26 protein-coding genes are annotated in these 25476 nt (G+C 56.8%); 19 read left to right on the top strand and 7 right to left on the bottom strand.

The window, feature by feature from the left end; genetic code table 11:
• Positions 1 to 56 precede the first annotated feature (56 nt).
• Complete coding sequence (gene mdtH / locus SK62_RS12710) at positions 57 to 1265, bottom strand: multidrug efflux MFS transporter MdtH (RefSeq protein ID WP_003858008.1); 1209 nt, start codon at positions 1263 to 1265, stop codon at positions 57 to 59.
• A gap of 236 nt (positions 1266 to 1501) precedes the next feature.
• On the opposite strand from mdtH, the gene rimJ reads away from it, so the two are divergent.
• The 4 genes from rimJ to murJ all read left to right on the top strand — a co-directional run bounded on the left by rimJ (position 1502) and on the right by murJ (position 5337).
• Positions 1502 to 2086, top strand: a complete 585-nt coding sequence (gene rimJ, locus SK62_RS12705) for a ribosomal protein S5-alanine N-acetyltransferase (protein ID WP_003858007.1) — start codon at positions 1502 to 1504, stop codon at positions 2084 to 2086.
• A 9-nt stretch (positions 2087 to 2095) separates the two neighbouring features.
• Entirely contained in the window at positions 2096 to 2746 is a 651-nt protein-coding gene (locus SK62_RS12700; RefSeq protein WP_023303423.1) for a YceH family protein, read from the top strand.
• A gap of 2 nt (positions 2747 to 2748) precedes the next feature.
• A complete protein-coding gene (locus SK62_RS12695; RefSeq protein ID WP_047719352.1) occupies positions 2749 to 3672 on the top strand; it encodes a Gfo/Idh/MocA family protein in 924 nt (307 codons plus the stop codon).
• 129 nt (positions 3673 to 3801) lie between these two features.
• Positions 3802 to 5337, top strand: a complete 1536-nt coding sequence (murJ, locus tag SK62_RS12690; RefSeq protein WP_023303424.1) for a murein biosynthesis integral membrane protein MurJ — start codon at positions 3802 to 3804, stop codon at positions 5335 to 5337.
• Between the two features lie 59 nt (positions 5338 to 5396).
• Here the strand turns inward: murJ and flgN are convergent, their stop codons facing one another.
• From flgN to flgA, 3 genes are all read right to left on the bottom strand, one after another.
• Positions 5397 to 5822: a flagella biosynthesis chaperone FlgN gene (gene flgN, locus SK62_RS12685; RefSeq protein WP_003858003.1), complete on the bottom strand. Its 426-nt coding sequence runs from the start codon at positions 5820 to 5822 to the stop codon at positions 5397 to 5399.
• A 4-nt stretch (positions 5823 to 5826) separates the two neighbouring features.
• On the bottom strand, positions 5827 to 6120 hold the full coding sequence (gene flgM / locus SK62_RS12680; RefSeq protein ID WP_033487243.1) for a flagellar biosynthesis anti-sigma factor FlgM: 294 nt from the start codon (positions 6118 to 6120) through the stop codon (positions 5827 to 5829).
• A 93-nt stretch (positions 6121 to 6213) separates the two neighbouring features.
• Positions 6214 to 6873: a flagellar basal body P-ring formation chaperone FlgA gene (gene flgA / locus SK62_RS12675; RefSeq protein ID WP_023296301.1), complete on the bottom strand. Its 660-nt coding sequence runs from the start codon at positions 6871 to 6873 to the stop codon at positions 6214 to 6216.
• Positions 6874 to 7030: 157 nt separating this feature from the next.
• On the opposite strand from flgA, the gene flgB reads away from it, so the two are divergent.
• The 11 genes from flgB to flgL all read left to right on the top strand — a co-directional run bounded on the left by flgB (position 7031) and on the right by flgL (position 16888).
• Complete coding sequence (gene flgB / locus SK62_RS12670) at positions 7031 to 7447, top strand: flagellar basal body rod protein FlgB (protein WP_003857999.1); 417 nt, start codon at positions 7031 to 7033, stop codon at positions 7445 to 7447.
• A 3-nt stretch (positions 7448 to 7450) separates the two neighbouring features.
• Positions 7451 to 7855 (top strand): flagellar basal body rod protein FlgC, encoded by a 405-nt coding sequence (gene flgC / locus SK62_RS12665; RefSeq protein WP_003857997.1) that lies wholly within the window; start codon positions 7451 to 7453, stop codon positions 7853 to 7855.
• An 11-nt stretch (positions 7856 to 7866) separates the two neighbouring features.
• Positions 7867 to 8577 carry a flagellar hook assembly protein FlgD gene (flgD, locus tag SK62_RS12660; protein ID WP_003857994.1) on the top strand — a complete coding sequence of 237 codons (711 nt, stop codon included), beginning with the start codon at positions 7867 to 7869 and terminating at the stop codon, positions 8575 to 8577.
• Positions 8578 to 8603: 26 nt separating this feature from the next.
• Positions 8604 to 9812 carry a flagellar hook protein FlgE gene (gene flgE / locus SK62_RS12655; protein WP_015570832.1) on the top strand — a complete coding sequence of 403 codons (1209 nt, stop codon included), beginning with the start codon at positions 8604 to 8606 and terminating at the stop codon, positions 9810 to 9812.
• A gap of 20 nt (positions 9813 to 9832) precedes the next feature.
• Entirely contained in the window at positions 9833 to 10588 is a 756-nt protein-coding gene (locus tag SK62_RS12650) for a flagellar basal body rod protein FlgF (RefSeq protein ID WP_047719353.1), read from the top strand.
• An 11-nt stretch (positions 10589 to 10599) separates the two neighbouring features.
• A complete protein-coding gene (gene flgG / locus SK62_RS12645) occupies positions 10600 to 11382 on the top strand; it encodes a flagellar basal-body rod protein FlgG (protein WP_000625853.1) in 783 nt (260 codons plus the stop codon).
• Between the two features lie 57 nt (positions 11383 to 11439).
• Positions 11440 to 12138, top strand: coding sequence for a flagellar basal body L-ring protein FlgH (gene flgH / locus SK62_RS12640; protein ID WP_003857987.1), 699 nt, complete (start codon positions 11440 to 11442; stop codon positions 12136 to 12138).
• Between the two features lie 12 nt (positions 12139 to 12150).
• The gene (locus SK62_RS12635; RefSeq protein ID WP_017384733.1) at positions 12151 to 13248 is read left to right on the top strand and encodes a flagellar basal body P-ring protein FlgI; all 1098 of its coding nucleotides are present in this window, start codon (positions 12151 to 12153) and stop codon (positions 13246 to 13248) included.
• Entirely contained in the window at positions 13249 to 14202 is a 954-nt protein-coding gene (flgJ, locus tag SK62_RS12630; protein ID WP_017384732.1) for a flagellar assembly peptidoglycan hydrolase FlgJ, read from the top strand.
• Between the two features lie 75 nt (positions 14203 to 14277).
• Complete coding sequence (flgK, locus tag SK62_RS12625; RefSeq protein WP_048249586.1) at positions 14278 to 15918, top strand: flagellar hook-associated protein FlgK; 1641 nt, start codon at positions 14278 to 14280, stop codon at positions 15916 to 15918.
• Between the two features lie 16 nt (positions 15919 to 15934).
• Positions 15935 to 16888, top strand: coding sequence for a flagellar hook-associated protein FlgL (flgL, locus tag SK62_RS12620; RefSeq protein ID WP_017384730.1), 954 nt, complete (start codon positions 15935 to 15937; stop codon positions 16886 to 16888).
• Between the two features lie 75 nt (positions 16889 to 16963).
• On the opposite strand, the gene SK62_RS12615 is transcribed toward flgL, so the two are convergent.
• On the bottom strand, positions 16964 to 18175 hold the full coding sequence (locus SK62_RS12615; protein ID WP_040117492.1) for an MFS transporter: 1212 nt from the start codon (positions 18173 to 18175) through the stop codon (positions 16964 to 16966).
• A 94-nt stretch (positions 18176 to 18269) separates the two neighbouring features.
• Between SK62_RS12615 and SK62_RS12610 the strand changes: the two genes are divergently transcribed.
• Positions 18270 to 19223, top strand: a complete 954-nt coding sequence (locus SK62_RS12610; protein WP_047719428.1) for a LysR family transcriptional regulator — start codon at positions 18270 to 18272, stop codon at positions 19221 to 19223.
• 44 nt (positions 19224 to 19267) lie between these two features.
• Here SK62_RS12610 and rne read toward each other — a convergent pair whose 3' ends face one another.
• A complete protein-coding gene (gene rne / locus SK62_RS12605; RefSeq protein WP_047719355.1) occupies positions 19268 to 22384 on the bottom strand; it encodes a ribonuclease E in 3117 nt (1038 codons plus the stop codon).
• Between the two features lie 570 nt (positions 22385 to 22954).
• Between rne and rluC the strand changes: the two genes are divergently transcribed.
• A complete protein-coding gene (rluC, locus tag SK62_RS12600; RefSeq protein WP_047719356.1) occupies positions 22955 to 23902 on the top strand; it encodes a 23S rRNA pseudouridine(955/2504/2580) synthase RluC in 948 nt (315 codons plus the stop codon).
• A 78-nt stretch (positions 23903 to 23980) separates the two neighbouring features.
• On the opposite strand, the gene SK62_RS12595 is transcribed toward rluC, so the two are convergent.
• Positions 23981 to 24565, bottom strand: coding sequence for a Maf family protein (locus tag SK62_RS12595; RefSeq protein ID WP_032670934.1), 585 nt, complete (start codon positions 24563 to 24565; stop codon positions 23981 to 23983).
• Between the two features lie 140 nt (positions 24566 to 24705).
• On the opposite strand from SK62_RS12595, the gene yceD reads away from it, so the two are divergent.
• Positions 24706 to 25227, top strand: coding sequence for a 23S rRNA accumulation protein YceD (yceD, locus tag SK62_RS12590; RefSeq protein ID WP_047719357.1), 522 nt, complete (start codon positions 24706 to 24708; stop codon positions 25225 to 25227).
• Between the two features lie 16 nt (positions 25228 to 25243).
• Positions 25244 to 25417 carry a 50S ribosomal protein L32 gene (gene rpmF, locus SK62_RS12585; RefSeq protein ID WP_003857964.1) on the top strand — a complete coding sequence of 58 codons (174 nt, stop codon included), beginning with the start codon at positions 25244 to 25246 and terminating at the stop codon, positions 25415 to 25417.
• Positions 25418 to 25476: the final 59 nt, after the last annotated feature.

Below are 25476 nucleotides of genomic sequence, written 5' to 3'. Positions count from 1 at the left end.
CAGTATGTCAGGGTGATCCAACAGAAACCAGCAGAAAAAACTGATAATGAAAGGGGTCAGGCGCCAGGCTCCAGCATCCCGCGGGTGCTGCGTTTATCACTGAACTGCCACCAGAGGGCAATCAGCGTCATAAAGCCGACCATGCCGAGCATGACCCACGGCAGCTCCGGCTGATGGAGCGCTTTTCCGGCATCAAACAGCCAGCCACCACCGGTGTAACCCAGTGCGCCGCCAAGCGCCAGCCCGAGACGGCTGAAGCCCATGTAGCTGCCTCGGGCCCGGGCGTCGGCAAGTGACGCGCTCAGCGTTTCACGGGCTGGCTCGGCAATGATTGAGCCAATATAGAAGGTGCAGATGAGCATAAACAGTTGCTGAAGCGAACTCACCAGGCCGATGGGCATCATGCTCAGCGTCATCAGCAACAGCCCGGCCATCAGACGGTGCTCAAGTCGGAAACGGCGCTCGCTCCAGCGGGCAATCGGATAGAGCAGCGTCAGAGAGAGGCAGGCCTCAATGGCATACATCCATTTCACCGCTGCCGGCGTGCCGGCAATATCGTTAACCATAATGGGCAGCATCAGCATGACCTGCACGGCGAGCATGTAGTAGCCAGTCAGGGTTAACACATAGGTGACGAAGCGTTTATCGCTCAGCACGCGGTCAAGCCCTTCCCGCACAGGCGCCTTCACCGTCGACAGCTTCCACGCGGGCAGAAACAGACCGTTAAACAGCGCGCAGAGAATAAACAACACCGCGCCGGTGGCGCAGACCAGGCGGAAATCGTATTGCAGCAGCCAGCTTCCCAGCAGGGCGCCCACCACCGCGCCAGCGCTGTCCTGCATCATCAAAATGGAGAAGAAGCGCCCCCGGTGTTGCGGACGGATAAGCTTAACCACCAGCGCGGTACGCGGTGGGTCGAAAAGGGTGCCGCCAATCCCGGAAAGGAAACAGGAGAACCACAGCAGCCAGGGTTCATGAGCGATTGCCATGGTGGCGAATCCCGCCGCACGTAACAGCATGCCGGTGACGATCATCGGTTTCGCGCCGAAGCGGTCGGCTATTGCGCCGCCAAACACGCCCAGACCCTGTTGTACAAACTGGCGTAGACCCAGCGCGATCCCGACCATCAATGCCGCCCAGCCCATTTGATCGACAAAACGAATCGATATAAGCGGAAAAACGACAAAAAAGCCGAGCACGACCAGCATGTTATCGACGAGCAGGAAATATTTACCAAGGCTCCTGGCCTGTGATACGCGGGACATTTTCCCTCCAGGGAAAATAAAAGGTGAGCACGCTAACATTCTGCGGTGTCGCCGGGCTTTTTCCCATACCCGCTGGCGACAATATTTTTTTATCAAAAAGGTGCTTTGATAGAGAGTTCTCATCGAAAAATGTGAAAAGCGATCAAAATGGTATGTCACTGTTTTCACAGAAGGCACAGGCGCAGGTATAGTAAAGCTAACAGGCAGAGCAGAAGCGACGGGAAGGAGTGGTAACGATGTTTGGCTATCGCAGTAATGTGCCAAAAGTGCGTCTGACGACGGACAGGCTGGTCGTTCGTCTGGTGCATGAGCGTGATGCCTGGCGTCTGGCGGATTATTACGCCGAGAATCGCCAGTTTTTAAAACCCTGGGAACCCGTTCGGGACGAGAGCCACTGCTACCCCTCTGGCTGGCAGGCGCGCCTCAGTATGATTGCAGAATTTCATAAACAGGGAAGTGCGTTTTATTTCGCGCTTCTCGATCCGGAAGAGAAAGAGATCGTTGGCATTGCCAATTTTTCAAACGTGGTACGCGGGTCGTTTCACGCCTGTTACCTCGGGTATTCCATCGGTCAGAAATGGCAGGGGCAGGGGCTCATGTTTGAGGCGCTGACGGCGGCGATTCGCTACATGCAGCGCACGCAACATATCCATCGCATTATGGCCAACTACATGCCGCACAATAAGCGCAGCGGCGATCTGCTGGCCCGCCTGGGGTTTGAGAAAGAGGGCTATGCCAAAGATTATCTGCTGATTGACGGCGAGTGGCGGGACCATGTGCTCACCGCGCTCACCACCCAGGAGTGGACCGCGGGTCGTTAAGGAGAAAAAATGAAATATCAGTTAAATGGCGCCGAAGCGCGCGTGGTCGGCTGCCTTCTGGAAAAGCAGGTCACCACGCCGGAACAGTATCCTCTGTCCGTGAATTCCGTCACGATGGCCTGCAACCAGAAGACGAACCGTGAGCCGGTGATGAACCTTGGCGAGCACGAGGTGCAGGATATCCTTGATGAGCTGGTGAAGCGCCACTACCTGCGCACCGTCAGCGGCTTCGGTAATCGCGTCACTAAATATGAACAGCGCTTTTGTAATTCCGAATTTGGCGATTTAAAACTCAGTGCCGCGGAAGTGGCAGTGATCACCACGCTGCTGCTGCGCGGGGCGCAGACGCCGGGTGAACTGCGCACGCGCGCCTCCCGCATGCATGAGTTTCAGGATATGCAGGACGTTGAACAGACGCTGGAGCGATTAGCCTCACGCGAGGACGGTCCTTACGTGGTGCGTCTGCCACGCGAGCCGGGCAAGCGTGAAAGCCGCTACATGCACCTTTTTAGCGGCGACGTTGAGCCCTCTGCGCTGGCCGTAGAATCCGACACGCCAGCATCAAACGACAGCCTGAACGCGCGCGTGGCGGCCCTGGAAGACGAGGTTGCCGGGCTGAAGCAGCGTCTGGATGCGTTACTCGCACATCTGGGAGATTAATCGTGACAACATTACGCATTGGTGTTGTGGGGCTGGGAGGGATCGCGCAAAAAGCCTGGCTGCCCGTTTTAGGCGCCGCGTCCGACTGGACGCTGCAAGGGGCGTGGTCGCCCACCCGCGAGAAAGCAGAGCGCATCTGCAAAACCTGGCGCATCCCTTATGCCGGTTCGCTACAGGATTTAGCCCGTGAATGTGATGCGGTATTTGTGCATACCTCAACCGCGACGCACTACCAGGTGGTGAGCGAGTTGCTTAACGCAGGCGTTCACGTCTGCGTGGATAAACCCCTGGCGGAAAATGTACAGGATGCTGAGCGACTGATTGAGCTGGCCGCGCGTAAAAAGCTGACGCTGATGGTCGGCTTCAACCGCCGTTTTGCGCCGCTCTATCAGCAGCTTAAAGCGCAGTCCGGCTCGTTCGCCTCCCTGCGTATGGATAAGCACCGTACCGACAGCGTGGGGCCGAACGATCTGCACTTCACGCTGCTGGATGATTATCTCCACGTCGTGGATACGGCCCTTTGGCTGAGTAACGGAAAAGCCCAGCTGCAAAGCGGCACGCTGCTGACTAACGAGCAGGGTGAGATGGTTTACGCCGAACATCATTTTGCCGTTGAGCATTTGCAGGTGACGACCAGCATGCATCGTCGGGCGGGCAGCCAGCGCGAGTCCGTGCAGGCCGTTACGGATGGCGCGCTGTATGACGTCACCGATATGCGAGAGTGGCGGGAAGAGAAGGGCAATGGCGTGGTCGCGTTACCGGTTCCCGGCTGGCAAAGCACCCTGGAGCAGCGTGGCTTTGTGGGCTGCGCGCGTCACTTCATCACCTGCGTGCAGAATCAGACGGTTCCTGAAACGTCCGGGGAGCAGGCTATTCTGGCGCAGCGCATTGTGGAACGACTCTGGCGCGAAGCCATGTCGGAATAACGCGTTGTAACATCTGCCGATAGTAATTCGTTGAAATCCGGTTAGACTAAGCGCCGCTTGTTGGCTTTGCCGGGTGGCGCTAACGCTTGCCCGTCCTGGAAATCCGTAGGGTTGTGGAACTTCACGTTAATGAACTTATTAAAATCGCTGGCGGCCGTCAGCTCGATGACCATGTTTTCCCGCGTGCTTGGCTTTGCGCGCGATGCCATTGTGGCAAGGGTTTTTGGCGCCGGGATGGCGACTGACGCCTTTTTCGTCGCCTTTAAGCTGCCAAACCTGCTGCGCCGTATTTTTGCCGAAGGGGCCTTTTCACAGGCATTTGTTCCGATCCTCGCAGAATATAAAAGCAAACAGGGCGAAGATGCCACCCGCGTCTTTGTGGCCTACGTTTCCGGGTTACTGACGCTGGCGCTGGCGATCGTGACCGTCCTGGGGATGCTGGCAGCGCCCTGGGTGATCATGGTGACGGCGCCGGGTTTTGCTGACACAGCGGATAAATTTACCCTGACCACCCAACTGCTGCGTATAACCTTCCCCTATATTCTGCTGATTTCGCTGGCGTCGCTGGTGGGTGCCATACTGAATACCTGGAACCGCTTCTCCGTTCCGGCCTTTGCCCCCACGTTCCTCAACGTCAGCATGATTGGCTTTGCGCTGTTCGCCGCGCCGCATTTTAACCCACCGGTGCTGGCGCTGGCCTGGGCCGTGACCGTCGGCGGCGTGTTACAGCTTGCTTACCAGCTTCCGCACCTGAAAAAAATCGGCATGCTGGTTCTGCCGCGCATTAATTTCAAAGATGCGGGCGCAATGCGCGTTATCAAACAGATGGGACCGGCGATACTCGGTGTGTCCGTTAGCCAGATCTCGCTGATCATCAATACCATCTTCGCCTCTTTCCTGGTGTCGGGCTCGGTGTCCTGGATGTACTACGCCGATCGTTTGATGGAGTTTCCATCCGGGGTGCTGGGCGTGGCGCTGGGGACTATTCTGCTGCCGTCGCTGTCGAAAAGTTTCGCCAGCGGCAACCACGATGAATACTGCCGCCTGATGGACTGGGGCCTGCGTCTCTGTTTTCTGCTGGCGCTGCCAAGCGCGGTGGCGCTGGGGATCCTGGCGAAACCGCTGACGGTGTCGTTGTTCCAGTATGGAAAGTTCACCGCCTTTGATGCCGCCATGACCCAGCGTGCGCTCGTAGCCTACTCGGTGGGGCTGATGGGGCTGATTGTCGTGAAGGTGCTTGCGCCCGGTTTCTATTCACGTCAGGACATCAAAACGCCGGTTAAGATTGCCATTGTGACGCTGATCATGACGCAGCTGATGAACCTGGCGTTTATTGGACCGCTGAAACACGCGGGGCTGTCACTGTCGATTGGTCTGGCGGCCTGTCTGAACGCCGGGCTGCTGTACTGGCAGCTGCGCAAGCAGGATATCTTCACACCGCAGCCGGGCTGGGCAAGCTTCCTGCTGCGTCTGGCGATTGCGGTAGTGGTGATGGCGGCCGCGCTGGTTGGCATGTTGTATGTCATGCCTGAGTGGGCGCAGGGCACCATGCCTTACCGCCTGATGCGTCTGATGGCCGTGGTGGTGGTCGGTGTGGTGGCGTACTTTGCCACGCTGGCGGTGCTTGGCTTCAAAGTGAAAGAGTTCACCCGCCGCACGGTATAAACGCCAAAAGGGGAGTTCACCAGAAGGTGCTCCCCGCTTCATGACGTGCCGCTACTGCGTCAAATCGAAATCTTTTTCCCACCCGTGATACGTGCCGTGGCCGTCTGACCATCCGCACCGTACAGCCCCGGCTCTTTATAGGGCTTTAACACTTCAAGCGCCTGCTGATTACGGATAATCTGTCCTTCCAGCAGCCAGCCGTTATGCTGGTTAAGATCGCGAAGATGCTGGGTTTTTTCTGTAATGGTCTGCCAGCGTTCGTTGATCTCATCATTGGCGCTGCGTTTCGCGTCTTGCTCAGCGCGTCGCTGTTTTTCCAGATAATCCAGGGTCGCCAGCAGCGAGCTTTTATCTTCAGTTATGCGTTGCAACGCGCTGCCGTTGATTTGACCAGAAGAGAGGTGGTGCTGTTCTGCATCCATCACCGTTTTCAGGTCGTTCAGGACCACCGTCATCTGATCCAGTATTTCTGACAGTCGACTCATACGGTTAGTTACTCTGGAGGAAACTCTGTGCGTCCTGAATCAGCGCATCAGCGATTTTGCTGGTATCCATTTTCAGTTCGCCGTTACGGATAGCCGTTTTCAGCGCTTCAACACGTTCCATGTTGATATCGCTGCTGCCTGGCTGCATCAGCTTCGACTGCGCATCGCTCAGCGTGACGCTGGTGCTGTTAGCCGTCGACGTTTTTTCCAGACGCGTTTTATGCGGGGCAGCCTCATTCGTTTCGCGAGGTTGTACAGTGCTAACCGGCTTCAGGGCTGATGTACGATCAATGCTCATAGTGTTGTCCTCATCGAGGGTTCGCGGCGTTTGCGCCTGACATCATCATTTGTTGAATATTTATCGGCAGTCGCCGCGAAATCTTTAAAAAGATTACAGGTTAATCAGAATATTCCCATCAGGACCGACCGTGCCGCTGACCACCTGGCCTGAGGACATTCTGACCCGGGCATTTTGCGCCACTGCGGCATTATTCAGCGCTTTTCCTTCACTGTTGATACTAAAGCCTTCGCCATTGGCGACCACCATCACCTGTTGTCCTGCTTTCACCCGCCACGCCTGGCGCAGCATGGATAGCTGTATCGCCTGTCCAGGAGCGACATCGCGCAGGCTGACCGCCTCCTGAGCCTGGTTGATATCCAGCATCGTCCGCGGTGGAAGCTGATCCAGACGGCCTCGCTTCAGCGTTACGCTGTCAGGTTGCAGCAGGCTGCCCCGGGGAATGGGAACGGCGGCGACAACATAATTGCCCGTCGCCTGAACCGCAACCTGTAAGTAGCGTTTTTCATTGGCGCAACGCGCCAGCACGTTCACGTTGCCCCATAAGCGGGTGCTGCCGGTCACGCTAAATGACGGGGCTTCGCAGGAAGGATAAAGGTTAGGCGGGGTGCGCACGGTCACGCGTACGTCATCGCTGAAACCGGCCAGCTTCTGCGCAAAGAATGCATTGAGCTGGTCCTCTAACCCCTCAGCCTGCACCAGAGGGCTTAAAAGCAGTAGGGTCGCCGCCAGGCCACGTTTAAAAGTCCGCATCGCACGTTCCACCATGTCCAGAATTTAGCAAATTCTACCCGCAGTGGTTTTCCATCAACGCAACAAATAGCGACGCATTTTGCGCTTATTCCGTCGATAGGGGAGACGGGGTGAGATTTAAGCTGTGAACTGAAATTTTCTCATCAGCGGAGGAGACATGCTCGATAAACTCGACGCCGCGTTACGTTTTCAGCAGGAAGCGCTCAATTTACGCGCCCAGCGGCAGGAGATTTTAGCCGCCAATATCGCCAACGCGGATACCCCCGGGTATCAGGCGCGCGATATTGATTTTTCCAGTGAACTCAAAAAAGTGATGGAGCGTGGACGTGCCGAAGGAACGGGTGTCTCACTGGCCCTGACATCCTCACGTCATATTCCCGCTCAGGCGATGACCGCGCCAACGACCGACCTGCTTTACCGTATTCCCGATCAGCCCTCACTTGATGGCAATACCGTCGACATGGACCGGGAGCGCACACAGTTTGCCGATAACAGCCTGCAATACCAGACAGGTCTGACGCTACTCGGCGGGCAAATTAAAGGCATGATGACCGTCCTACAGGGGGGCAATTAGTAAATGGCCTTGCTGAATATTTTTGATATCGCCGGTTCGGCATTAACGGCGCAGTCCAAACGGCTGAACGTGGCCGCCAGTAACCTGGCCAACGCCGACAGCGTGACCGGCCCTGACGGGCAACCGTATCGCGCTAAACAGGTTGTCTTCCAGGTTGATGCTGCACCGGGTGCGGCAACGGGCGGCGTAAAAGTGGCGGACGTGGTTGAGAGCCAGGCACCCGACAAGCTGGTTTACGAGCCTGGCAACCCGCTCGCGGATGCCAGCGGCTACGTGAAAATGCCGAACGTGGATGTGGTCGGGGAGATGGTGAACTCCATGTCCGCGTCGCGTAGCTACCAGGCAAACGTCGAAGTGCTTAATACCGTGAAGAGCATGATGCTCAAAACACTCACTCTCGGCCAGTAAAGGAGACACGCATGTCCATCGCCGTAAACGTGAATGACCCGACAAATACCGGCGTCAACAGCACCAGCAGTGCGACCGGTTCCAGCTCTCTCACCGGGAGCAATGCCTCCGATTTACAGAGCAGCTTTCTGACCCTGCTGGTGGCGCAGCTGAAAAATCAGGACCCGACCAATCCGATGCAGAACAACGAACTGACCACGCAGCTTGCGCAGATCAGTACCGTCAGCGGCATTGAGAAACTGAACACCACGCTCGGCTCGGTCTCCGGTCAAATCGATAACAGCCAGTCCTTGCAGGCCGCCAACCTGATCGGTCACGGGGTGATGATCCCGGGGACCACGATTCTGGCGGGCACCAGCACTACCGATGGCACGTCCACCACCACCACGACGCCGTTTGGCGTTGAGTTGCAGCAGCCGGCCGACAAAGTCACCGCCACAATCAAAGACGCCAGCGGCAACGTGGTGCGCACGATTGAGATTGGCGAGCTTAAAGCGGGCGTTCATACCTTTACCTGGGATGGCAGCCTGACCGACGGCACTAAAGCGCCTAACGGCTCGTATCAGGTTGCGATTAGCGCCAGCAACGGCACCACTCAGCTGGTGGCTCAGCCGCTACAGTTTGCCCTGGTTCAGGGCGTCATCAAGGGTAGCGATGGCAACAAACTGGATTTGGGTACCTCCGGTACCACCACACTCGACGAAGTTCGGCAGATTATCTAAGCCTTAATACTTATCAGGAGTAAGTCATGGCCTTTTCTCAAGCGGTCAGCGGCCTGAATGCTGCGGCCACCAACCTGGACGTCATTGGCAACAACATCGCCAACTCCGCGACCTATGGTTTTAAATCCGGTTCTGCGTCTTTTGCAGATATGTTTGCAGGCTCTAAAGTGGGTCTGGGCGTGAAGGTTGCGGGTATCACCCAGGACTTCACCGACGGGACGACCACCAACACCGGTCGCGGTCTGGACGTCGCCATCAGCCAGAACGGTTTCTTCCGTATGGTGGATGCCAACGGTTCCGTGTTCTACAGCCGCAACGGCCAGTTCAAGCTGGATGAAAACCGTAACCTGGTGAACATGCAGGGGCTTCAGTTAACCGGTTATCCGGTTGCCGGCACGCCGCCTACGGTGCAAACCGGTGCGAATCCGCAGGCGATCTCCATCCCAACGACGCTGATGGCGGCGAAGTCCACCACCACTGCCTCTCAGCAGATCAACCTGAACTCCACCGATACCGCGCCAACCGTCGCCTTCGATCCGTCCAACCCTGACTCTTACAACAAGAAAGGCACCGTGACGGTGTTTGACAGCCAGGGTAATGCGCACAACATGAACCTGTTTTATGTCAAAAACGAGACGCCAGCTAACTCCTGGAAGGTGTATTCGCAGGACGGCAGCGTAGCGGGAGATGCAGCGAAACTGGCAACCACGCTGACCTTTAACGAGAGTGGTGTGCTGACGGGTGGCGATGATATCAAGATCACAACGGGCACCGTTCCGGGCGCGACGCCAGCCACGTTTGACATGAGTTTCGCCAACTCCATGCAGCAAAACACCGGTGCGAACAACATCGTGGCGACGAGCCAGAACGGCTATAAGCCGGGCGATCTGGTGAGCTACCAGATCAACGATGACGGTACCGTTGTCGGTAACTATTCGAACGAACAGACCCAGGTGCTGGGCCAGATCGTGCTGGCAAACTTCGCCAACAACGAAGGCCTGAAATCCGAAGGGGATAACGTCTGGTCTGCCACGCAGTCTTCCGGGGTTGCCCTGCTGGGAACCGCGGGTTCCGGTAACTTCGGCACGCTGACTAACGGCGCGCTGGAAGCCTCCAACGTCGATCTGAGTAAAGAGCTGGTGAACATGATCGTCGCGCAACGTAACTACCAGTCCAACGCGCAGACCATCAAAACCCAGGATCAGATCCTCAACACGCTGGTTAACCTGCGTTAAGCAGCTGACGGGAAAGCGCAATGGATCACGCAATATATACAGCGATGGGCGCAGCAAGCCAGACGCTCAATCAGCAAGCTGTTACCGCCAGCAACCTTGCGAACGCTTCCACGCCAGGTTTTCGTGCGCAGCTCAACGCGCTGCGTGCGGTGCCGGTAGAAGGGCTGTCATTGCCCACGCGTACGCTGGTCACCGCCTCCACGCCGGGCGCCGACATGACGCCAGGTCAGATGGATTACACCGCGCGTCCGCTGGACGTTGCCCTTCAGCAGGACGGCTGGCTGGCGGTGCAAACGGCTGACGGCGGGGGAGGGTATACCCGCAACGGTAATATCCAGGTGAGCGCCACCGGGCAGCTGACGATTCAGGGGCATCCGGTTATGGGCGAAGCCGGTCCGTTGACGGTGCCGGAAGGGTCAGAGCTGACCATTGCGGCAGACGGGACGATCTCGGCGTTAAACCCGGGCGACCCGGCGAACACCGTTGCGCCTGTCGGTCGTCTGAAGCTGGTGAAAGCGGAAGGCAACGAAGTGCAGCGTGGCGATGACGGGATGTTCCGTCTGACCCAGGCGGCGCAGGCCACGCGTGGCGCCACGTTACAGGCCGACCCGACCATCCGCGTGATGTCCGGCGTGCTGGAAGGCAGTAACGTCAAACCGGTGGAAGCCATGACCGACATGATCGCCAGCGCCCGCCGCTTCGAAATGCAGATGAAAATCATCAGCAGCGTCGATGAAAACGCAGGCAAGGCTAACCAACTTCTGGCTATGAGTTAACAGGACTCCCTATGATCAGTTCTTTATGGATCGCGAAAACCGGTCTGGACGCACAGCAAACCAATATGGATGTGATTGCCAACAACCTGGCAAACGTCAGCACCAATGGTTTCAAGCGCCAGCGTGCGGTTTTCGAAGATTTGCTTTATCAAACGATTCGTCAGCCAGGGGCGCAGTCTTCTGAGCAAACCACGCTGCCGTCCGGTCTGCAAATTGGTACCGGCGTGCGCCCGGTCGCCACCGAGCGTCTGCACAGCCAGGGCAACCTGTCGCAGACCAACAACAGTAAAGACGTTGCCATTAAAGGTCAGGGTTTCTTCCAGGTGCAGCTGCCTGACGGGACCTCCGCCTATACCCGCGATGGTTCGTTCCAGGTGGATCAGAACGGCCAGCTGGTGACGGCGGGCGGTTTCCAGGTTCAGCCTGCGATCACCATCCCGGCGAACGCGCTGAGTATCACCATTGGTCGTGACGGCATCGTCAGCGTCACTCAGCAAGGTCAGGCCGCGCCGGTCCAGGTTGGACAGCTCAACCTGACCACCTTCATGAACGATACCGGACTGGAAAGCATCGGCGAGAACCTCTACACCGAAACGCAGTCTTCCGGCACGCCAAATGAAAGTACCCCGGGCCTGAACGGGGCGGGGCTGCTGTATCAGGGGTATGTGGAAACCTCGAACGTTAACGTGGCGGAAGAGCTGGTGAATATGATCCAGGTCCAGCGCGCCTATGAAATTAACAGTAAAGCAGTGTCGACGACCGACCAGATGCTGCAAAAACTGACGCAACTCTAAGGTGTAGCCCGGTGCGGTAAACGTCGCACCGGCTCCCTGTTTTCGAAGATGAAGGCAATGCAAAAAAACGCGGCGTTTCGTTATCCGATCCTGACTGTTCTGGCCGTCACCCTCAGCGGGTGTGCCTGGATCCCGTCTAAACCATTGGTACAGGGTGCGACTACCGCCCAACCCGTTCCCGGCCCCGCGCCGGTGGTGAACGGCTCTATTTTCCAGACCGCGCAGCCGATTAACTACGGTTATCAGCCGCTGTTTGAAGACCGTCGTCCGCGTAACGTTGGCGATACGCTGACCATTGTGTTGCAGGAAAACGTCAGTGCGAGTAAGAGCTCGTCGGCGAACGCCAGCCGCGATGGCAAAACCAATTTTGGCTTCGACACCGTGCCGCGCTATCTGCAAGGGCTGTTCGGCAACGCCCGTGCGGATGTGGAAGCCTCCGGCGGCAACACCTTTAACGGTAAAGGTGGTGCGAACGCCAGCAACACCTTCAGCGGAACGCTGACGGTTACGGTTGATCAGGTTCTGGTGAACGGCAACCTGCACGTGGTGGGCGAAAAACAGATCGCCATTAACCAGGGTACGGAATTCATTCGCTTCTCCGGTGTGGTTAACCCTCGCACTATCAGCGGCACCAACACCGTACCGTCCACCCAGGTGGCGGATGCGCGCATTGAGTACGTCGGCAACGGCTACATCAACGAAGCGCAAAATATGGGCTGGCTGCAACGCTTCTTCCTTAACTTATCGCCGATGTAAGCGAGGTGACCTATGTATAAATTTCTCTTCGCCGTGGCGCTGTCGCTGGTCGCTACCGTTGCGCAGGCCGATCGCATACGCGATCTCACCAGCGTGCAGGGCGTGCGCGAAAACTCGCTGATTGGCTACGGCCTGGTGGTGGGGCTGGATGGGACGGGTGACCAGACGACCCAGACGCCGTTCACCACCCAGAGCCTGAACAACATGCTCTCGCAGCTCGGTATTACCGTACCGGCCGGGACCAACATGCAGCTGAAAAACGTGGCGGCCGTGATGGTGACCGCGTCTTATCCGGCCTTTGCGCGTCAGGGGCAGACCATCGACGTGGTTGTCTCGTCGATGGGTAACGCCAAAAGCCTGCGCGGCGGTACGTTGCTGATGACGCCGCTGAAAGGCGTCGACAGCCAGGTGTATGCTCTGGCGCAGGGCAACATTCTGGTTGGCGGAGCAGGCGCGTCGGCGGGCGGCAGCAGCGTGCAGGTGAACCAGCTGAACGGGGGACGTATTACCAACGGCGCGATCATCGAACGTGAGCTGCCGACCCAGTTCGGCACCGGCAACACCATTAACCTGCAACTGAATAACGAAGACTTTACGATGGCGCAGCAGATCGCTGACACCATCAACCGCAGCCGGGGCTACGGCAGCGCCACCGCGCTGGATGCCCGTACCGTGCAGATCCGCACGTCAACCGGCAGCAGCAACCAGGTGCGGTTGCTGGCCGATATCCAGAATATGGAAGTGAACGTGCCGGTGCAGGATGCGAAAGTCATTATCAACTCCCGTACCGGCTCGGTGGTGATGAACCGCGAAGTGACGCTGGACAGCTGCGCCGTGGCGCAGGGCAATCTCTCCGTCACGGTTAACCGCTCGGCCAACGTCAGCCAGCCGGATACCCCGTTTGGTGGCGGTCAGACGGTAGTGACCCCGCAAACGCAGATTGATTTACGACAGAGCGGCGGTTCGTTGCAGAGCGTGCGCTCCAGCGCCAACCTGAACAGCGTGGTGCGTGCTCTGAATGCGCTGGGTGCAACGCCAATGGATCTGATGTCCATTCTGCAATCCATGCAAAGTGCAGGCTGCCTGCGCGCCAGACTGGAAATCATCTAAATGCTGACCGATAGCAAACTGTTGACCAGTGCCGCCTGGGATGCCCAGTCGCTCAACGAGCTGAAAACCAAAGCGGGCAAGGATCCGGCGGCGAATATCCGCCCGGTGGCCCGTCAGGTGGAAGGCATGTTCGTACAGATGATGTTGAAAAGCATGCGTGAAACCCTGCCGAAAGATGGCATGTTCAGCAGCGATTCCACGCGGCTTTACACCAGCATGTACGATCAGCAGATTGCCCAGCAAATGACCGCCGGAAAGGGGCTCGGCCTGGCGGACATGATCGTGAAGCAGACCGCAGCCGCTCAGGGGCTCCCGCCTGAAGAGGCCCCGCCGCAGGTGCCGCTGAAGTTTGATCTGGAAAAGGTGACCAGTTATCAAAATCAGGCGCTGACGCAGATGGTGCGTAAGGCGATGCCGAAACCGGCAGAAACGCGTGACGAGCCGCTCTCCGGCGACAGCAAAGACTTCCTGGCGCAGCTCTCCCTCCCGGCGCGTCTTGCCAGTGAAGAGAGCGGCGTGCCGCACCATCTGATTCTGGCGCAGGCGGCGCTGGAGTCGGGCTGGGGGCAACGTCAGATCCGCAGGGAGAACGGCGAGCCGAGCTTCAACATCTTTGGCGTGAAGGCCACCTCCAGCTGGAAAGGGCCGACCACGGAAATCACCACCACCGAATATGAGAACGGTGCGGCAGTGAAGGTGAAAGCCAAATTCCGCGTCTACAGCTCGTATCTGGAAGCGTTGTCGGATTATGTCGGGCTGCTGAGCCGGAATCCGCGCTACACCGCCGTGACCCAGGCCGCCACGCCAGAGCAGGGCGCTCAGGCATTGCAGAATGCTGGCTACGCGACCGATCCAAACTATGCGCGCAAGCTGACCAGCATGATCCAGCAGCTGAAATCCATGTCTGAGAAGGTCAGCAAAGCGTATAGCACAGATCTCGAAAATCTGTTCTGAAAGTTCTCAAGTCCCGGTGGAGGTTGCCGATAACCTTCATCAGGACTCGTGTCTGAACGTATAAAAGGAACCCCCATGTCCAGTTTGATTAACAGCGCCATGAGTGGCCTCAGTGCTGCGCAGTCGGCACTCAATACCGTCAGTAATAATATTTCAAGCTACAACGTGGCAGGTTATACCCGCCAGACCACCATTCTGGGGGCATCAAACAGCACCCTGACCGGCGGTGGCTGGGTGGGTAACGGGGTCTATGTCTCCGGTGTTCAGCGTGAATATGATGCGTTTATCACCAACCAGCTGCGCGCGGCGCAGAACCAGAGCAGTGGGCTGACCACGCGCTACCAGCAGATGTCAAAAATTGACGACGTGCTTTCTGATACCACGAACTCGCTTTCTGCCAACCTCCAGGATTTCTTTAAAAGCCTGCAAACGCTGGTGAGTAACGCAGAAGATCCGGCTGCACGCCAGACGGTACTCGGGAAGGCGGATGGTCTGGTAAACCAGTTTAAAACCAACGATCAATACCTCCGCGATCAGGATGCGCAGGTCAATACGGCGATTTCTACCAGCGTCGATCAGATCAATAACTACGCGAAACAGATTGCCAATCTTAACGATCAGATCTCCCGGCTGACTGGCGTCGGTGCGGGCGCATCCCCGAATGAACTGCTCGATCAGCGCGATCAGCTGGTGAGTGAACTGAACAAGATTGTCGGTGTGGATGTCACCGTACAGGACAGCGGCACCTACAACATCTCTATCGCCAACGGTTACACCCTGGTACAGGGCAGCAACGCCAGCCAGCTGGCGGCGGTGAAATCCAGTGCGGACCCAGCGCGTACAACAATTGCGTATGTGGATGCCGCAGCGGGCAACGTGGAGATCTCAGAAAAACAGATCACCACGGGGTCGCTTGGCGGGCTGTTAACGTTCCGTTCTCAGGATCTGGATCAGGCGCGAAACACCCTTAACCAGATGGCGCTGGCGTTTGCCGATGCCATGAATACCCAGCACCAGGCAGGCTTTGATGCCAACGGGGATCCAGGCGGTAAGCTGTTTGATTTTGGCTCCCCGGCAGTGCTGAGTAACGGTAAAAACACCGGAAGCGCGTCCGTTACGGCCACGATGACGGACAGTACAAAGGTCCAGGCGACAAACTATAAAGTTGAATACAACGGTACAGACTGGACAATTACGCGTCTGTCGGACAACACCAGCTTCACGGCCAAGCCTGACGCCAGCGGTAATCTGTCGTTTGATGGTCTCAACGTTAAGATTAGCGGTTCGGCCAATAATAAAGACAGCTTTATCGTGAAGCCGGTGAATGACGTCATCGTGAAAATGGACGTTGCGATCAGCGACGAATCCAAACTGGCGATGGCCTCCGCGAAAGGAAGCGGCGAAAGCGACAATACCAATGGCCAGAAGCTGCTGGATTTACAGAGCGCCAAATTGGTGGGAGGGAGCAAAACCTTTAACGATGCTTATGCCGCGCTGGTCAGTACGGTGGGCAGCACCACGGCGTCGCTGAAAACCAGCAGCGAAACCAAAGTTAACGTGGTGACGCAGCTGACCAAACAACAGCAGTCAATCTCCGGGGTTAACCTGGATGAAGAGTATGGCAACCTGCAACGCTATCAGCAGTACTATCTGGCGAATGCGCAGGTGCTGCAAACGGCGAGCACGCTGTTTGATGCATTGATCAATATCCGCTAAGGCTGAGGCATAAAAAATGCGTATTAGTACTCAAATGATGTATGAGCAAAGCATGCGCGGTGTGACGAACTCCCAAAGTCTCTGGCTCAGCTACGGCGAGCAGATGTCTACGGGGAAGCGTATCAACCGTCCGTCTGACGATCCGATTGCCGCCTCGCAGGCCGTTGTGCTCTCTCAGGCTCAAACGCAAAACAGCCAGTATGCGCTGGCACGCTCCTTCGCTACGACGAAAGTCTCGCTGGAAGAGAACGTGTTATCGCAAGTGACAACCGCCATCCAGGCTGCTCAGGAAAAGATTGTCAATGCGGGCAACGGTACGTTAAGTGACGATGACCGCGCTTCGCTGGCCACGAACCTGCAAGGTATTCGCGATCAGCTCATGAACCTGGCTAACAGCACGGACGGTAACGGTCGCTATATTTTTTCCGGTTACAAGACCGAAGCGGCGGCTTTCGACCAGGCGACGGGTGATTATAAGGGCGGCGGAACGCCAATCAGCCAGCAGGTTGACTCCGCGCGCACGATGCAAATTAGCCATACGGGCACTGAAGTTTTCGATAGCTTCACCAGCAATGCCAAGCCAGAGCCAGATGGTAGTGCGCCGGAAACGAATTTGTTCAAGATCCTCGACTCCGCAATTGAAGCGCTGAATACGCCGATTGGGGAGGACGAAACGAAAGCCGAGGCGTTTACGGCGGCTATTGATAAAGCCAACCGTGGCCTGAGCAACTCCCTCAACAACGTGCTGACCGTGCGCGCCGACCTCGGCATCAAGCTGGATGAGCTGGGCAAGCTGGACGCTCTGGGTGAAGACCGCGCGCTGGGTCAGACGCAGCAGATGAGTAACCTGGTTGACGTGGACTGGAACTCGGTGATTTCGTCCTACACCATGCAGCAGGCGGCGTTGCAGGCCTCGTATAAAGCCTTTAGCGATATGCAGGGTATGTCTTTGTTCCAGATGAACAAATAAGACTCTGACCTGTTTGACATGTCTTGAAACTGGGCATGTTTTGACTGCCCAACCCGTCCGGGTTGGGCATTTTTTTTACACACTTTCTGCCTGTGCGGACAGCACCCGGGCGCTTTCAATCACTCTGATAGCCAGCGCAATGGCACCACACAGGGTTGCCAGAGCCACCACGCCAGACCAGCCTGCCAGCGTATAGATATTGCTGCCTAATGCCGAACCCAGCGCCATTCCGATGAAAATGACGGTAAACAGCAGGGCGTTCAGGCGTCCGCGGGCCTGCGGCTCAAGGCTGTAGACCAGGTTCTGGTGGGCCACGAGGCTGGACTGCAAGCCGAGATCGAAACCGACCGCGGAGAGGGCAATCAGGATCAACTGACCGTGTACACCCAGTGCCGGCATCATGAACATCAGGGCAAACGAGAGGGTCACCAGCGCGGCACCCAGCTGGGTCACTTTACCTGCGCCCAGCTTATCGGCAAGACCACCCGCCAGCGGTGCGGCCAGCGCGCCAGCGGCTCCGGCAATACCAAATCCACCCGCTACGGCACTGCCAAGGTGATACCGTTCCAGCAGCATGACCGCCAGCGTTGACCAGAATGCGCTAAAGGCAATCGACAGAAAACCCTGGGCCAGCGCGGCCCGACGCAGCGCCGGATAGCGGCGCCAGAGGTGTTCCATGGAGCGCATCAGCGCCGGGTAGCTCAGCGTGGAGTGAACGGCGAAGCGGGGAAGCACGGCCCACATCACCACGCCAATAAAGGCAATACTTGTGGCGGCAAGCTGATACATCACCCGCCAGCCAAAGGCCTCACCCACCACGCCGCTCACGGTTCTGGAGAGCAAAATCCCCAGCAGCAGGCCGGTCATCACCGTGCCGACCGTTTTTCCCTGTTTACCTTCCGGCGCGAGGATCGCTGCGGCCGGGACAATATCCTGCGCCATGGTGGCGGCCATGCCAATCAGCAGGCTGGTGAGCAGCAGGGAGTGCAGTTGTCCGGTCAGGCTACAACCCAGCAGGAACAGCGCCAGAGCCGCACTTTTTATCAGGATCAGCGTTCTGCGGTCATGACGATCGCCGAGCGGGAGCAGAAACAGGATGCCCAGGGCATAACCCGCCTGGGTGAGCGTCGGGACCATGCCCATGCCTTCGATGCTCAGATGCAGGTCTGAGCCCATCAGCGGCAGCAGAGGCTGGGCATAATAGATGGATGCCACGCTAAAGCCCGCACCGAGCGCCAGCATTAAGATTACCCAGCGGCTTACGGCCCGGGTGGTGGTTGTGTTCATAAGATGTTCCTCATTCGTCGTGTGCGGCTATTTTTTATCAGTACGCCTTGCGACGGTAGCGGGCGCGGTGGTAAAACGCTTATACGTGTGGCGTATGGGTAAAAATGGTATGAAAAGGTCTGAGCGTATAGATCGGGTAGAACTGATGCGAACGTTTGTTCGCATTGTGGAGGCGGGGTCTCTTTCTGCGGCGGCACGTCAGCTGGCAACAACCCAGGCCACGGTGAGCCGACGGTTGCAGTCGCTTGAGACCATGCTGGGAGTACGCCTGATGCTGCGCACAACCCATACGACCCGGCTGACCGATGACGGCGAACGCTGCTATCAGCATGCCCGACGGGTGATTGACAGCTGGCTGGCGCTGGAAGACGAGGTAGGGCAGACGGAAGATGAACCGGTTGGGGTGCTGAGGGTGCGCGCCCCGCACGCGTTTGGCCAGGATCAGCTTCTGAAACCGTTAACCGAATTTTTACAGCGCTATCCCCAGCTTTCTGTTGAGTGGATGCTCAACGATCGCTCGGTTGATTTCCTCGGCGACAACCTTGACTGTGCTATTAGGGTGGGTGTGGAAGTCGATCCGGCAACCGTGTCCGTGCTGCTGGCTGAAGTGCCGCGCTCGGTGGTGGCGTCACCGGAATTACTGGCCCGTTATCCCGCTGTTAAAACGCCGGAAGATTTGCAACAGCTTCCCTGGATTGCCATCAGCTCTTTTTATCAACGCCATGTGGAGCTTTTCCACGACACATCATCCGCCCCGGCGCGGGTTACCATTACGCCACGCCTGAGTACCGACAGCCTGTATGTGGCGCGCAATACGGCACTCACCGGGCTTGGCGTAGCGGTGGTATCCAGCTGGACGGTACAGGATGATATTCGGGAAGGAAGACTGGTGCATCTACTGCCAGAGTGGCAGCCGGCAGCGTTACCGGTACATCTGGTTTACCCCTGGTCTCGTTATTATCCGGCGCGTTTGCGGCGTTTTCTGGAGCTGATGCGGCAGATAATGCCGGAGGTCACCGGGATGAGAAAGCCCCTGCAACAGCCATAAAAAAGCCGACCCGAAGGTCGGCTTTCAGTCTTACTTAGCGTGCGTTATTCAACAGGCTGAGGACGGGTAGCTGGCGCAGTAGCCATGTGCGTCGCACTGTGACCACCGGCAGCACCTTTGCCTTCGAAGTTGAATGCCGGACGAACCCAGTCGCTATGGCGTGGCGCTTCAGGTACATACTCAGGTGCCGGGGCGCGAGTCATCGGCGCGGTAGCTACGTGAGCAGGCGCTGGAGCGGCAACGACCTCAACCGGCTCGGATTTCACTTCAGGCGCTTTGACCTCTTCGACAACAGGTTCAACCTGAATCTCGACGTCCTGAACAACCTCTTCCGTCACCGTCTCGACGGCAACGTCTGCGGGTTCTTCTGCTGCGGAGATTGGTTCAGCTTCTTCCGCGACTTCTTCAGCCACCACGGTATCTTCTTCGGCAATGATCTGCGGAGCGGCATCAACCGGCGCAGCAATCACTTCAGGATGGGTCGTTTCCACTTCCACAGCCTGCGGTGCCGCCGTGTCAACAACCTGCGGTTCAACCACGGTTGCCGCTTCAGTCACGACGTCTTCCACCGCTGCTACCGGTGCAATCACCTCTTCGGTCACAGCCTGTTCTTCAACAGCTTGCTCCGGGCGAGCAACCGGATAACGGATCCAGACTTTGCCGGATGCCATCTCAGGTGACGCGCACGCCACGGTCAGCGGCATTGGCGACTGAGTCGGGTAACGCTCGTCACGGTAACGACGACGACGCTGACCGCTCACGCGCAGATGACGCGGAGAACGACGGGAGCGACGCGGCATACCTGCGTTGTCACGGTTTTCGCTGCTTTCGTCCTGCTCAACCTGATTTTCCACGACGGCTGGCAGGTCAACTTTCGCAACCTGGGTACCCGTTGTGCTTTCTGCTGCTTCAACCGCGATAACGTCGTTTTCTTCCGCCTGAACAGCACCCACACGTACTTTCTGGGTCAGCTGACGCTGCTTACGACGCGGCATAACCTGAGTACGCTCTTCCTGCTCCGTGTCCTGCTGTTCAACAGGCGCTTCGCGGTTCAGGTTTTTGACTTCCTGCTGGGCCTGGCGTTTCTCGTCGTTACGACGACGGTTACGCTCGCGGCGAGGCTGCTGCTCGTCACGCTGTTTGCTCTTCTCGGACTCATCGCCCGCCTGCTGGCGAATCTCACGATCTTCAACGTTCTGCTGTTGCTTCTCGCGACGGTTGCGACGGTTGTCCTCGCGTTGTTCACGACCTTCGTTGTTCTCGGAACGATTATCACGGCGCTCGTTACGATCGCTACGGTCGTTGCGGTCATTACGATCGCGACGATTGTTCTGACGCTTACGACGGTCCTGCTGACGCTCAGGTTTCGCTTCTTTTGGCGCTTCTTTCGGCTGCTCAGGCTGAACTTCTTCGCCAGCAAACATTTTTTTCAACGCGCCGAAGATGCGGCTCAGGAGACCCGGCTGCTCAGGCTGCGCTTTTGGCGCGGCAGGGGCCGCCTTTTGCACGGCAGGTTTTGCCGCTGGTTTTTCCAGCGTCGCTTCCGGCGGGGCTTCCGGCATGATGAAGGTTGCTAATGCAGGCTGCTCAGGCAGTTTACGCTCGGCAGGCTCTTCATCCGATGGCAGCGCCATTTCTTCTTCATGCAGCTTCGGTAGCAGGTAGCTGAGGGTGCTTGTCTCTTCGCCTTTACGCACGCGCAGCACGTGATAGTGCGGGGTTTGCATCTCGTCGTTTGGCACGATGATGCAGCGAACACCGCCCTGACGCGCTTCGATTGCGCTTACCGCTGCACGTTTTTCGTTCAGCAGGTAGGAGGCAATCGGCACCGGAACGATGGCGTGAACCTCTTTGGTGTTCTCTTTCAGCGCTTCTTCTTCAATCAGACGCAGAATAGAGAGGGAGAGCGATTCATTGTCACGCACGGTACCCGTACCGGAACAGCGCGGGCAGACGTGATGGCTGGACTCGCCGAGTGACGGGCTCAGACGCTGACGGGACATTTCCAGCAGGCCGAAGCGCGAGATATGGCTAATCTGGATACGTGCGCGATCCTGGCGCACCGCTTCACGCAAACGGTTTTCAACCGCACGCTGGTGGCGAACCGGGGTCATGTCGATGAAGTCGATAACAATCAGACCACCCAGGTCGCGCAGGCGGAGCTGGCGGGCGATTTCATCAGCGGCTTCAAGGTTGGTGTTGAAGGCGGTCTCTTCGATGTCGCCGCCACGGGTTGCACGCGCGGAGTTGATGTCGATAGCGGTCAGCGCTTCGGTGGTATCAATTACGATAGAACCGCCGGACGGCAGACGCACTTCACGCTGGAAGGCAGACTCGATCTGGGATTCAATCTGATAGTGGCTGAACAGCGGGATTTCACCGGTGTACAGTTTAATTTTGCTGGTGAAATCCGGGCGACCCAGCGCGGCGATGTGCTGGCGAGCCAGCTCAAGCACTTTCGGGTTATCAATCAGAATTTCACCGATGTCCTGACGTAGATAATCACGGAAGGCACGCACAATAACGTTGCTTTCCTGGTGGATCAGGAACGGAGCAGGACGGCTCTCAGCCGCTTTCTTGATGGCTTCCCAGTGCTTCAGACGGAAGCTCAGGTCCCACTGCAACGCTTCGGCAGATTTGCCGACGCCTGCGGTGCGCACGATAAGGCCCATGCCGTCTGGCAGCTCGAGACTTGCCAGCGCTTCTTTCAGCTCGGTACGGTCATCGCCTTCGATACGGCGAGAGATGCCACCCGCACGCGGGTTGTTTGGCATCAATACCAGATAGCTTCCTGCCAGGCTGATAAAGGTGGTCAGTGCGGCACCTTTGTTGCCACGCTCTTCTTTATCGATCTGGACGATAACTTCCTGACCTTCACGCAGAACATCTTTAATGTTCGGACGGCCATGGGAGTTGTAGTTTGCAGGAAAATATTCGCGGGCGATTTCTTTGAGAGGAAGGAAACCGTGACGCTCAGCACCGTAATCGACAAATGCAGCTTCAAGGCTTGGTTCAATGCGGGTGATTTTGCCTTTGTAAATGTTCGCTTTTTTCTGTTCGTGTCCAGGACTTTCGATATCCAGATCGTACAGGCGCTGCCCATCCACAAGGGCGACACGCAACTCTTCTTGCTGAGTTGCGTTGATTAACATTCTTTTCATCGTAACTTACTCGTTATTCTTACATTGACGACAAAGCTGCGGGCAAGGTGACGCTTTCCGGGGTATGAACCGATGGCCTCGTGTCTATTCACGTCGCCAACCTCACGGTTGTCGCTCGCTTAAGAGGCGCAGAGTGTCGGTTGCCTGTGTTTCATACGGAAACACAGCGCAATTATCAGGGGAATTGCCTGGGAAAACTCTCCAGAGAACAATCCTTATACCGGGAAGTACTGCAACCCGCAGCCCGCTAACTGCCTGAAAGATCAATACGTCTTACGCCATTGCTGCGTGGATGATCGGTCAGACAAAATTGGTCATTCCGTCGACATCCTTACAAAACCCGGATTTAACGCGGAAAACGGATTCATTATTCCACTGCTCGCCGGGTTATAGCAAGATGACTTTTACCAATTATCACCCGGTTACTCACAGTTTCTTCACTTCAACGGGGTGATTGGTTTAATAACCACCAAATCGATTGCGCGAAAGGGGAGTGGTCCGGATAAAAGTAAATATAAGCATAGAAAAATGAGTGGCGCTAATGTCTGACGCTATTTAGAATCGCCAACCATGAAAACAGAGACTCCAGCCGTAAAAATGGTTGCCATCGCCGACGACGAGGCGGGGCAACGTATCGATAATTTTTTGCGCACCCAGTTGAAGGGCGTGCCAAAAAGTATGATTTATCGCATCTTGCGTAAGGGCGAGGTGCGGGTGAACAAAAAACGCGTGAAGCCAGAGTATAAGCTCGAGGCGGGCGATGAAGTCCGGATTCCACCGGTACGTGTTGCAGAGCGTGAAGAAGAGGTCGTTTCTCCGAAGCTGCAAAAAGTCGCGGCCCTGAGCGACGTTATCCTTTATGAGGACGACCACATTCTGGTGCTGAATAAACCGTCCGGAACGGCGGTACACGGGGGGAGCGGTCTGAGCTTCGGCGTGATTGAAGGGTTACGCGCGCTGCGCCCGGAAGCGCGTTTCCTCGAACTGGTTCACCGTCTTGACCGCGATACCTCTGGCGTGCTGCTGGTGGCGAAAAAACGTTCTGCGCTGCGTTCTTTGCACGAGCAACTTCGTGAAAAAGGGATGCAGAAAGATTACCTGGCGCTGGTTCGCGGCCAGTGGCAGTCCCACGTGAAAGTGGTGCAGGCGCCGCTGCTGAAAAATATTTTGCAAAGCGGCGAGCGCATTGTTCGCGTTAATCAGGAAGGGAAACCGTCTGAGACGCGCTTTAAAGTCGAAGAGCGCTACGAATTCGCCACGCTGGTGCGCTGTAGTCCGGTGACGGGGCGTACCCACCAGATTCGCGTCCATACCCAGTTTGCGGGCCATCCGATTGCGTTTGATGACCGCTATGGCGATCGCGAATTTGATAAGCAGCTGGCGGGGACCGGGCTGTCGCGTCTGTTCCTGCATGCGGCAGCGCTGAAGTTTACCCATCCGAATACCGGTGAAATTATTCGTATTGAAGCGCCGCTGGATGAGCAGCTCAAACGCTGTCTGAAAGTTCTGCGCGGCTGATTTTGTGCCGGGTGGCGCTGCGCTTACCCGGCCTACGAAATCCGTAGGCCCATGCAAGCGAAGCGCCGCTGGGCAAACTCACGCCGTCAGTGGATTACACTCTTCTCGCCTTAACATCTGGCACAGCGCAATCAGCGGCAACCCCACCAGCGTGTTGGGATCGCGACCATCCAGCTTGTCGAACAACGCAATCCCTAGTCCTTCACTTTTAAAGCTCCCTGCACAGTTTAGCGGACGTTCCCGACGCACATAATCCATAATCTCCTGCTCGCTAAGATGACGGAAGTGCACATCAAACGGCTCGCACTCGGTTTGCAGATGACCGGAAGCCGAATTATAAAGCGCCAGGCCGGTATAAAAGGTCACGATACCGCCTCGCGCACGCAACAGCTGCTGGCAGGCGTTTTCTTCCGTATGCGGTTTGCCGGTGATTTCGCCGTCCAGCACACAAACCTGATCGGAGCCTATAATCAGATGTGCGGGGTAACGTACGGCCAGCGACTGTGCTTTCTCTTTCGCGAGACGGGTCACCAGATGACGCGGTGACTCGCCCGGCTGTGGCGTTTCATCCACCTCCGGCGCAGCGCATTCAAACGGGATTCCGAGCTTTTCCAGCAGCATTCGGCGATAAGGTGAAGTGGAAGCAAGGACGAGATTTGGCATATTTTTATCACCAGATATAGCGTATCGATGCCAGCCATTTTAAACTACAGGCCGCAATGTGTGCGAATAATTGGCAAAAGGCAGCTCTGGTTGCCTTTTTCTTTGACTCTATGACGTTACAAAGTTAATATGCGCGCCCTATGCAAAAGGTAAAATTACCCCTGACTCTTGATCCGGTTCGTACGGCTCAAAAACGCCTCGATTACGAAGGAATCTATTCTTCCGATCAGGCTGAGCGTATTGCCGAATCTGTAGTCAGTGTGGACAGTGATGTAAAATGCTCCATGTCGTTCGCTATCGACAACCAGCGTCTCGCCGTGTTAACCGGTGATGCAAAGGTGACGGTAACGCTCGAATGTCAGCGTTGCGGGAAACCGTTTGTACAGCATGTTCACACAACGTATTGTTTTAGTCCGGTTCGTTCTGACGAACAGGCTGAAGCACTCCCGGAAGCGTATGAGCCGATTGAGGTTAACGAATTCGGTGAAATCGATCTTCTGGCGCTGGTTGAAGATGAAGTCATCCTCTCCCTGCCAGTCGTTCCGGTGCATGATTCTGAACACTGTGAAGTGTCCGAGGCGGACATGGTCTTTGGGGAACTGCCTGATGAAGCGCAAAAACCAAACCCATTTGCCGTATTAGCCAGCTTAAAGCGTAAGTAATTGAGGAGTAAGGTCCATGGCCGTACAACAGAATAAACCAACCCGTTCCAAACGTGGCATGCGTCGTTCCCATGACGCGCTGACCGCAGTTACCAGCCTGTCTGTAGACAAGACTTCTGGTGAGAAACACCTGCGTCACCACATCACCGCTGACGGTTTCTACCGCGGCCGCAAGGTTATCACTAAGTAATCACGCGTCAGCGTGATTAGGCTTAGTGAGGAACTTCCCCGTGCAAACGGGGAGTTTAC

The organism is Enterobacter sp. BIDMC109, from assembly GCF_001037885.1.
Taxonomy (GTDB): Bacteria; Pseudomonadota; Gammaproteobacteria; order Enterobacterales; family Enterobacteriaceae; genus Enterobacter; species Enterobacter hormaechei_C.
This window is presented reverse-complemented; position numbering and strand designations above follow the sequence as displayed.